The sequence below is a fragment of the Phenylobacterium sp. genome, from assembly GCF_036963605.1.
Lineage (GTDB): Bacteria > Pseudomonadota > Alphaproteobacteria > Caulobacterales > Caulobacteraceae > Phenylobacterium.
Window position 1 is genome coordinate 40,320 of the sequence record NZ_JBALUY010000012.1, and the last position, 9,475, is coordinate 49,794.

At 67.7% G+C, this 9,475-nt stretch carries 11 protein-coding genes; 8 read left to right on the forward strand and 3 right to left on the reverse strand.

From position 1 onward, the window contains the following. The first annotated feature begins 100 nt into the window (after positions 1 to 100). The 3 genes from V7702_RS04075 to ssb all read left to right on the forward strand — a co-directional run bounded on the left by V7702_RS04075 (position 101) and on the right by ssb (position 1,823). Complete coding sequence (locus tag V7702_RS04075; RefSeq protein ID WP_335648867.1) at positions 101 to 796, forward strand: hypothetical protein; 696 nt, start codon at positions 101 to 103, stop codon at positions 794 to 796. Between the two features lie 39 nt (positions 797 to 835). Next, complete coding sequence (locus V7702_RS04080) at positions 836 to 1,219, forward strand: hypothetical protein (RefSeq protein WP_335648868.1); 384 nt, start codon at positions 836 to 838, stop codon at positions 1,217 to 1,219. A 130-nt stretch (positions 1,220 to 1,349) separates the two neighbouring features. Then, positions 1,350 to 1,823 (forward strand): single-stranded DNA-binding protein, encoded by a 474-nt coding sequence (gene ssb / locus V7702_RS04085; protein WP_335648869.1) that lies wholly within the window; start codon positions 1,350 to 1,352, stop codon positions 1,821 to 1,823. Positions 1,824 to 1,883: 60 nt separating this feature from the next. On the opposite strand, the gene V7702_RS04090 is transcribed toward ssb, so the two are convergent. The 3 genes from V7702_RS04090 to sodC form a co-directional block, all read right to left on the reverse strand. Continuing rightward, entirely contained in the window at positions 1,884 to 3,218 is a 1,335-nt protein-coding gene (locus V7702_RS04090; RefSeq protein ID WP_335648870.1) for a chloride channel protein, read from the reverse strand. Positions 3,219 to 3,261: 43 nt separating this feature from the next. After that, complete coding sequence (locus V7702_RS04095; RefSeq protein WP_335648871.1) at positions 3,262 to 3,714, reverse strand: DUF3617 domain-containing protein; 453 nt, start codon at positions 3,712 to 3,714, stop codon at positions 3,262 to 3,264. An 89-nt stretch (positions 3,715 to 3,803) separates the two neighbouring features. Beyond that, positions 3,804 to 4,331, reverse strand: a complete 528-nt coding sequence (sodC, locus tag V7702_RS04100; RefSeq protein WP_335648872.1) for a superoxide dismutase[Cu-Zn] — start codon at positions 4,329 to 4,331, stop codon at positions 3,804 to 3,806. Positions 4,332 to 4,451: 120 nt separating this feature from the next. Here sodC and gyrA point away from each other — a divergent pair, with 120 nt between their 5' ends. The 5 genes from gyrA (at position 4,452) to V7702_RS04125 (ending at position 9,468) form a co-directional block, all read left to right on the forward strand. Then, on the forward strand, positions 4,452 to 7,232 hold the full coding sequence (gene gyrA, locus V7702_RS04105) for a DNA gyrase subunit A (RefSeq protein ID WP_335648873.1): 2,781 nt from the start codon (positions 4,452 to 4,454) through the stop codon (positions 7,230 to 7,232). 62 nt (positions 7,233 to 7,294) lie between these two features. Continuing rightward, a complete protein-coding gene (gene coaD, locus V7702_RS04110) occupies positions 7,295 to 7,786 on the forward strand; it encodes a pantetheine-phosphate adenylyltransferase (protein ID WP_300576631.1) in 492 nt (163 codons plus the stop codon). Next, positions 7,786 to 8,136 (forward strand): nuclear transport factor 2 family protein, encoded by a 351-nt coding sequence (locus V7702_RS04115; protein WP_335648874.1) that lies wholly within the window; start codon positions 7,786 to 7,788, stop codon positions 8,134 to 8,136. Before coaD ends, V7702_RS04115 begins: the two co-directional genes overlap by 1 nt. A 4-nt stretch (positions 8,137 to 8,140) precedes the next feature. Further along, complete coding sequence (locus V7702_RS04120; RefSeq protein WP_335648875.1) at positions 8,141 to 9,007, forward strand: peptidylprolyl isomerase; 867 nt, start codon at positions 8,141 to 8,143, stop codon at positions 9,005 to 9,007. Continuing rightward, positions 9,007 to 9,468 carry a peptidylprolyl isomerase gene (locus V7702_RS04125; protein WP_304714747.1) on the forward strand — a complete coding sequence of 154 codons (462 nt, stop codon included), beginning with the start codon at positions 9,007 to 9,009 and terminating at the stop codon, positions 9,466 to 9,468. The genes V7702_RS04120 and V7702_RS04125 overlap by 1 nt, the downstream gene beginning before the upstream one ends. Positions 9,469 to 9,475: the final 7 nt, after the last annotated feature.

The window sequence follows — 9,475 nt, forward strand, 5'->3', positions numbered from 1 at the left end:
AGGATTGCGCAGGCGAGGCCGGCGCATCGCTGATCGGATTTCGTGGAGGCGCCAGGCGCTTCGATGTGATCTCTGGCAGGACCCCCGCGTGCGAGGCCCCATGGATTTCCTGAACGACCGTCGAATTGTGCTGGCCCTGGCGGGCGGCGCGCTCGCCCTCCTGGCCGGAATGGGGATCGCAGTCGGGCTGCTGGCGCGGGGTGATGATGCGGCGCCGGATGCGCCGCCAGCCTCCCAGGGCGGTCTGGTGGTGGAGACGACCGATCTCGACGAGGGGCGTATGGACCCCACTCGCCCCCTGCGGTGCTTTGTCAGCGGGCAGTTCGTCGGTGAGGTGACCCTGAGCGAATGCGCCGAGCGCAACGGCGTGGCCACGGGCGCGCTGGACGTGGGCGTGGACGAGACCGGCGCTCTGGCCGCCGCCGACGAGGCCGGGACGGTCCTTACGCCGCTGCCGCCGCCGGTGGAGACGGCCGCGGCGCCGCCCCCTGGCCCTGTCGAGGGCGTCACGACGCCCAATCTGCCGAGTCAGGTGGCCCAGCCGGCCCCGGCCGGCGCGTGCTGGCGCTATGCCGGCGCCGAATGGCGCCGGCTGCCGGGCGACCTGACCCTCGAATCCTGCGTCCAGACCCTGTTCGCGGGCCGCTGCGAGCCGGCGGGCTCGGCCACCTATGGCCGCTGGATGCAGCAGACCCTTCGCCTGGTGCCGGGTCGGGTCGAGGTTTCAGCCGATAATCGGCGCTTCCGGACCTTGGCCGATCAGGGCGCGGGCTGCGTGATCAATCCGATCGGCTGACGCCTCGCCCTGGTCACGAACCCGGTGTAGGATTTGCCGATGTTGAGAACCGTCACCCTGCTGGGCGCCTGCGCCCTGGCGCTCGCCGCCTGCCAGAAGCGAACCCTGCCGCCAGGCGATCGCGAGATCTGCTACCAGGTCGTCCGCGAGGACGGCGAGCTCAAATACAACAAGCTGCCCGGCACCCAGCCGGACCTGGAAAACTGCGCGGCGGCGCTTGAGGCCATCCGCGTGCGGTTCCTGCAGATGGGCGGTTCGACCCGCACCATGGTCGGCGCCTACCAGGGCAACTTCATCTTCCTGCAGCGCGAGGGCATCTTCACCTCTCCCTCCATGGAACAGAATCGGTATCTGGCCCTGGTCCGCACCGGCGACGGCCGCCTGGCGATCCCGGGCGCCATGCCGCGAGCCCCGGCGCCCTAGAACCATGCCTGAGAACACAGGCAGAACATCTCATTGATCGCGCCGCGCCCGGGGATTAGCCTGGGCGTCGGCATTGACTTCCATTCCCTTCGGCACTTCCCAATCTCTTTTTGACTTCAAGGACATCGACATGGCGGGCAGCGTCAACAAGGTCATTCTGGTGGGCAATCTGGGCGCAGACCCAGAAGTGCGCGCGCTCTCCTCCGGCGACCGGGTGGCCAATCTGCGGATCGCCACCTCGGAGACCTGGCGCGACCGGTCTTCGGGCGAGCGCAAGGAGCGCACCGAATGGCACCGGGTGGTGATCTTCAACGAGAACCTGGTGAAGGTGGCCGAGAGCTATCTGCGCAAGGGCTCCAAGGTTTACATCGAGGGCGCCATCCAGACCCGCAAGTGGACCGACCAGAGCGGCGTCGAGAAATATTCCACCGAGATCGTGCTGCAGAAGTTCCGCGGTGAACTGACCATGCTCGACGGTCGCGGCGGCGACAGTGACGATGGCGGCGGCTCCGGCGGCGGATTCTCGTCCAGCGGCCCGCGCAGCCAGCCCTCGGGCCCCCGCGAAGATTTCTCGGCCGATCTGGACGACGAGATTCCCTTCTGATCAGAAGCCTGGCCTTGACCGCGACGTGATGGCCAGTCCCCTCGGGGCTGGCCATTTTCGTTAGCCGGGTTGGCGGGGCGTGAGGCGCCAGACCTCGGCCAGGACGTGGTAGATCGGCGTCGGCATGATCAAGGCCGAGACCCAGCGGGCCAGCAGCGAGGTCAGCATCAGGGGCGCCACGAGGCCGGGATCCCGGGTCATCTCCATCAGGATCACCGCGCTGGTCAGCGGCGCCTGCACCACACCCGACAGGTAGCCGGCCATGCCCAGAACCACCGCCTCGCGTCCTGCAAAGGCCAGATAGGTCTCAGACAGCGCGCTGCCCATGCCCGCCCCGATGGCCAGGGACGGGGCGAAGATGCCGCCCGGCGCGCCGGATATGGCTGCGGCCAGGGTGGCTACGAACTTCCAGCCGGCGAGGTTCAACCCGCCCGCGCCATCATGGTGGAGCAGGGCTCTGGCCTCCAGATAGCCGGCGCCAAAGGTGACGCCGCCCGAGGCCAGCGCCGCGCCGGCCGCCGCCAACCCGCAGAGAAAGGCGAACAGCACCGGACGGGCGCGCCGCCACCTTGTCAGGGGATTGTCCCGGGGGCCGATCACCCAGGCCAGGGCGCGGGAAAACAGGCCGCCGGTCAGACCGCCGATCACGCCGAGCACCGGCGCGGCCAGCCAGGCGGCGCGCAGGTCGGAGTCTCGCCCCAGGGCGCCGAAATAGGCGTAGTCGCCTTGCAGGGCGTAGGCAGTGAACCCGGCCACGACGACGACGAGGATCACCGTGGTGTGGGTGCGCCGCTCGAAGCTGCGGCCCAGCTCTTCAAAGGCGAACACCACCCCTGCAATGGGAGTGTTGAAGGCGGCTGCGACCCCGGCTGCGCCGCCAGCGATGATCATGGCGCGACGCCCTGGCCCACCGCGCAGGCCGCGGGTGAGGGTGCGGGTGACGCCTGCCGCCACCTGCACCGTCGGCCCCTCGCGACCGATGGACGCGCCACAGATCAGCATCCAGACGGCCAGGACGACCTTCCAGGCCGCGGTGCGCAGAGTGACCCGACGGCCGCCCCATCGGCCTCTCCACCTCTGTTCGGCCGCCGCGATCACCTGGGGAATACCGCTGCCGGCCGCCTCTGGGGCGAAGCGCCGGGTGATCCACACCGCCAGGGCGAACCCCATGGGAAGCAGCATGACGGCGAAGGCTGGGCGCGCGGCGTAGAGGCCTTCTTGCGTCTCCATGGCCCAGTCGCAAAGGCGCGCGAAATAGGCCGCCGCAAGGCCCGCCAGGACCGAGACGATGACGATCACCGCCATGCGCCAGGCGTGCCGCGCCTGCAGCTGCGCTGCGATCAGCCGGCGTCGGCCGGAAAGGCGTCGAAGGGAGGGGGGGAGGGGCCAGCGCACAGGGCCTTATGCCCGGCCCCCGGCCACCGAACAACGGGGCTGACTATTCCGAAGCGCTGCTGTCCTTGGGCGGACACACGTCGCTGATCCGCCGCGCCTCGGTGCTGGCCTTCCCCGACAGGGGAATGCCGGCGAAGGTGGTGGCGATGTTGGCGGTCAGGTTGAAGCTGGTGGGGGTGAAGGCGCCCTCGCCGGACACCGCCACCTGCCGGCCCTTCTTGCTGACACAGGTGCCCTTCAGGAGAATCTTGCCGCCAGCGAACGAGCGCGTCGGATAGGTGCAGCTATAGTGCCGATTGCTCGGCCCCATCATGAACTTCTCCACGTCGGCCGGCGTGATGCAGCGCTTTTCCACGTCCGTAGTGCGGATGGGGGAGAGCAGCCGATTGGTGCTCTCCCAATAGCCCGGCAGGATCGCCTCGGCGGCCGAGGCCGGACCGGCGAGGGCCGTCGTCAGGGCGATGGCGGCCAGGACAGGGGATGCGAAACGCTTCATTCCAGTCTTCCTCAAAGACGTACAGATCGCCTTCTAAAGGGTTGAACCTGAACGGAAGCTGTCCTGGCCGCCACGTTAGCCGCCGAATCTCAGCTTCCGATGACGGCGCAGGCCACCCGGGCGCCGGCCCCGCCGATCGGCTGGGTCATGTGGTCGTCCGGCGACGCGTGGATCACGATGGCCGAACCATCGTCGTCCTGCAGGGCGGCGCGACCGCCCTGACCGTCGAGGGACACATAGGTGGTGAAGACCTCGGTCGCACCCTTGCCGTCGGCGCCGACATAGAGGTTGGGCAGGTCGCCGGACTCGTTGGCGTCGGGATTAAGCAGACCGTGGACCATGCTGGCCTCAGTATGGACATGGCCGCCGGCCGACGTGAAGTCGGACTTGGAGCAGTCGCCCTTTTCGTGGAAGTGCAGGCCGTGCCAGCCTGGCGTCAGGCCCTGGACTTCCAGCCGCATCAGCACGCCGTTGGGCGCTTCGGTCAGCGTGGCTGAGCCAATCATCTGGCCTTCATTGCCCTTCAGGTCGGCCTTGGTCGATTGGCCGATGTCGGCGGCGTGCGCGGCCATGCCGCTGAGGGCCAGGAGGGCGATGGAGGAGGCGAGGCGTTTCATCGGGAGACCTTCCGCAGACGCAAGAGACGACAGAAGCCGAGCCGCCGTTGGCTCAGCCATTCGGGAATGCTAACACCTGACTTCGCGTTTTGTGTCCGATTCTGACGGTTTTTCCCCGCTTTGACCGACGATCTTCATAACCCACCGGATGATGGCCGGCGCGGGGGCATCGCCCCTATCGCCATCGAGGACGAGCTGAAGCGCTCGTATCTCGACTATGCCATGAGCGTCATTGTCAGCCGTGCGCTGCCGGACGCCCGCGACGGGCTCAAACCCGTTCACCGCCGCATCCTGTTCTCCATGAGTGAGCAGGGCCACACCCCCGACCGGAGCTATGTGAAGTCAGCCCGGGTCGTCGGTGACGTCATGGGTAAGTATCACCCGCACGGGGACTCGGCGATCTACATGACCCTGGTGCGGCTGGCCCAGCCGTTCTCCATGGGGCTGCTGCTGATCGATGGTCAGGGCAATTTCGGCTCGGTGGACAATGATCCGCCGGCGGCCATGCGCTACACCGAATGCCGCCTGACCAAGGCGTCCATGTCGGTCCTGGCCGACCTCGACAAGGACACGGTCGACTTCAAGCCCAACTATGACGGCTCGGAGCATGAGCCGGCCGTCCTGCCGTCGCGCATCCCCAATCTGCTGGTCAACGGCGCCGGCGGCATCGCCGTCGGCATGGCGACCAATATTCCGCCGCACAATCTGGGCGAGGTGATCGACGCCTGCCTGGCCTATGTGGACGATCCGACCATCGGACTCGAGGAACTGGCCGATATCGTGCCGGGCCCCGACTTCCCCACCGGTGGCGAGATCATGGGTCGCGCCGCTTCGCGCCAAGCCATGCTGACCGGCCGCGCCTCGGTGGTCACCCGCGGCAAGGCCTCGATCGAGGAGATCCGCAAGGATCGCGAAGCCGTCCTGATCACGGCGCTGCCCTATCAGGTCAACAAGGCCGCCCTGGTGGAGCGGATCGCCGAACTGGTCCGCGACAAGCGGATCGAGGGCGTGGCCGACCTGCGCGACGAAAGCGACCGCGACGGCATGCGCGTGGTGGTCGAGCTGAAGCGCGACGCCTCGGGCGAGGTTGTCCTGAACCAGCTCTATCGCTTCACCCCGCTGCAATCGTCCTTCCCTGTCAACATGCTGGCCCTCGATCGGGGCCGTCCGCGGGAAATGAACCTGCGCGACCTGATCGTGGCCTTTGTCGATTTCCGCGAAGAGGTCGTGGTCCGGCGGACCAAGTTCGAGCTCTCCAAGGCCCGTGATCGCGGCCACGTCCTGGTCGGCCTGGCCATCGCCGTGGCCAATATCGACGAGGTCATCCACATCATCCGTTCGTCCAAGGACCCGGCCGAGGCGCGTGAGCGTCTGACCGCGCGGGCCTGGCCGGCCGGGGACATGATGCCGCTGGTGGACCTGATCGCCGACCCGCGCACCGTGCTGCTCGAGGGCAATCAGATCCGCCTGACCGAGGAGCAGTCCCGGGCGATCCTGGCGCTCACCCTGTCGCGCCTCACCGGGCTCGGCCGCGACGAAATCTTCGGCGAGGCCAATCAGTTGGCCGGCGCCATCCAGGGCTATCTCGAAATTCTCGCCTCGCGGGAAAAGGTCATGGGCATCGTCCGTGACGAACTGATCGAGGTGAAGACCGCCTTCGCCGTGCCCCGCCGCACCGAGATCCTCGAGGGCGGCGGCGACATGGACGATGAGGACCTCATCGCCCGCGAAGACATGGTCATCGCCGTCACCCATTCGGGCTATGTGAAGCGCACGCCTCTGGCCACCTACCGCACCCAGCATCGGGGCGGGAAGGGGCGTTCGGGCATGTCCATGAAGGACGAGGACGTGGTCACCCGCGTGTTCTCGGCCAACACCCATACGCCGGTGCTGTTCTTCTCGTCCGGCGGCAAGGTTTACAAACTGAAGGTGTGGCGCCTGCCGGTCGGCGCGCCGAACTCCCGCGGCAAGGCGTTCGTCAACCTGCTGCCCATCGAGCAGGGCGAGGCGATCACCACCATCCTGCCCCTGCCCGAGGACGAGAGCAGCTGGGATCAGTACGACGTCATGTTCGCCACGCGCTCGGGCAATGTCCGGCGCAACAAGCTGTCGGACTTCGTGCAGATCAACCGCAACGGCAAGATCGCCATGAAGCTGGACGAGGGCGACGCCATCATCGGCGTGGCGGTCTGCCAGGCTGACCAGGATGTCCTGCTGACCACTTCTGCGGGTCGCTGCATTCGTTTCTCGGTGGGCGAGGTCCGCGTCTTCGCCAGCCGCGACTCCACCGGCGTGCGCGGCGTGCGCCTGGGCGAGGGCGACAGCGTCATCTCCATGGCCATCCTGCGCTCGGTGGACGCTACGCCTGCCGAACGCAGCGCCTATCTGCGCCACGCCAACGCCATCCGTGCAGCCGCCTCCGGCGAGGCTGACGAGCCCGTCGCGCCCGAGGTCGTCGAGGACGAGGATATTGAAGGCGCCGATGTCAGCCTGCCGGTCGAACGCATCGCCGCGCTCGGCGCGGCCGAGGAGTTCATCCTCACCGTCTCGTCCGAGGGCTTCGGCAAGCGCAGCTCGGCCTATGACTTCCGCCGCACCGGTCGTGGCGGCCAGGGCCTGATCGCCCAGGACCTCACCAAGCGGGGTGGTCGCCTGACCGCCTCCTTCCCGGTCGAGGACGGGGACGAGCTTCTGCTGGTCACCGACCAGGGGCAGCTGATCCGCACCCCGGTGAGCCAGGTCCGCATCGCCGGCCGGAACACCCAAGGGGTCACCATCTTCCGCACCGCCGCCGACGAGCACGTCGTCTCCGTGGAGCGCCTCGCTGAGGGCTCCGAGGGCGCCGTGGCTGAGGGCGATGAGGACGCAGGGGACGATCCGGGCGCAGACACCGCCGATTAGGTCTTGCAATCGGCGGGCCGGGCGGCGAAAGCCGAACGAACTAGAACACGGGGAAGCGTCGTATGACCCGCATCGGGCTCTATCCGGGCACGTTCGATCCGATCACCAATGGCCACTCCGACATCATGGGTCGGGCGGTGAAGCTGGTGGACAAGCTGGTGATCGGCGTGGCCATCAACGCCGGCAAGGGGCCGATGTTCTCCCTCGAAGAGCGGGTGGAGATCATCAAGGCCGAGACCGCGCCCCTGGCCACCTCCATCGAGATCGATGTCCAGCCCTATGAGGGCCTGACGCTGCAGTTCGCCCGGCAGATCGGCGCGACCATGATCATCCGCGGTCTGCGCGCCGTGGCCGACTTCGAATACGAATTCCAGATGACGGCCATGAACCAGCAGCTCGATCGCGAGATCGAGACCGTATTCCTGATGGCCGATCCCCGTCACCAGGCCATCGCCTCGCGCCTGGTCAAGGAGATCGCCACCCTCGGCGGCGAGGTGGGCAAGTTCGTCAGTCCGCGGGTCAAGGAGGCCCTGCTGGCCAAGGTCCGCGGCTGATGCCGACGGTCGAGGCGTTCGCCCGGGCCTGGATCGAGGCCTGGAACCGGCACGACCTCGAGGCGATCCTGTCGCACTATGCCGACGATATCGTCTTCACCAGCCCGGCGGCGGCGAAGATCACCGGCGACGCCTCCGGCCGCGTGGTGGGAAAGGCGGCCCTGGCGGCCTACTGGGGCGAGGCCCTGGGCCGGATCCCCGATCTCCGATTCACCCTGCGCAGCGTGCTCCCTGGCGTGGAGTCCGTGGCGATCCGCTACCACAGCTCTCGCACCGACGCCGAGGTGGTCGAGGTGGTCCGCTTCGGCCCTGATGGGCTGGCGGTCGAGGCTTCGGCCTATTACGAGTGATCCCATGATCCGCATCTCCCTGATCGCCGCCCTCGCATTTGCGACGGCGGCCACGCCGGCCTTGGCGCAGCGCGCCGCTCCGCTTGCCGAGAGCCCGCCCCTCGGCGCGCCCGCCGCCCAGGACTGGCGCACGCCCAACCCCGACGACGTCATGGTGATCGACACCAACAAGGGCGTGGTCTTTGTCGAGCTGTCGCCGACGATTGCGCCCACCCATGTGGAGCGGATCAAGACCCTGACCCGCCAGGGTTTCTATGACGGCCGCAGCTTCTTCCGGGTCATCGACGTGTTCATGGCCCAGACCGGTGATCCCCTGGACAGCGGCGCCGGCGGCTCCGACCTGCCCGACATGACGGCGGAATTCACCTTCCGCCGCGGGGCGGCCGATCCGTTCGTGGCCGTGTCGGACTCCGGTAGCAGCCAGACTGGCTTTGTCGGCGTCGTGCCGGTCATGACCCAGAGCCCGATGCTGATGGCCATGACCGCCGACAACAAGATCACCGCCTGGCCGCTGTTCTGCCCGGGCGTGGCCGGCATGGCCCGGGGCTCGGAAGAAAACTCCGCCAACAGCCAGTTCTTCCTGATGCGCCAGGCCTATCCCTCGCTGGAGCGGCGCTACACCGCCTTTGGCCGCGTCATCGCCGGCCTGGAGGCCGTGCGCGCCTTGAAGGTCGGCGAGCCGGTCACCCCGCCGCAGGACATGATGGTCCGCGCCCGCATGCTCGCTGATATTCCTGAGGCCGAACGGCCGGCTCTGCGCGTTGTAGACACCGCAGGTCCCTGGTTCGCCGCCCAGGTGGCGCAGATGCGCGCCGAAGACGGGGCCGATTTCTCGGCCTGCAATCTCAAAATTCCTTCTGAGGTAAAGTGATGGATTCCGAAAACACCCTGATCATGACGCTGGACGCCGGCCCGGTGACTATCCGCCTGCGCCCCGACCTGGCGCCCGGCCATGTGGCCCGTATCAAGGAACTGGCCCGCGAGGGCTTCTATGACGGCGTCGTCTTCCACCGAGTCATTCCGGGCTTCATGGCACAGGGCGGCGATCCGACCGGCACCGGCTCGGGGGGCTCCGACAAGCCGAACCTGAAGGCCGAGTTCAATCCCGAACCCCACGTCCGCGGCGTCTGCTCCATGGCGCGCACGGCCGTGCCGGATTCGGCCAACAGCCAGTTCTTCATCTGCTTCGACGACGCCCGTTTCCTGGACGGCCAGTACACGGTCTGGGGTGAAGTGACCGAGGGCATGGAGCACATCGACGCCCTGCCGAAGGGCGAGCCGCCGCGCAGCCCGGGCAAGATCGTGTCGATGAAGGTCGCCGCCGACGCCTAAGGCTTAG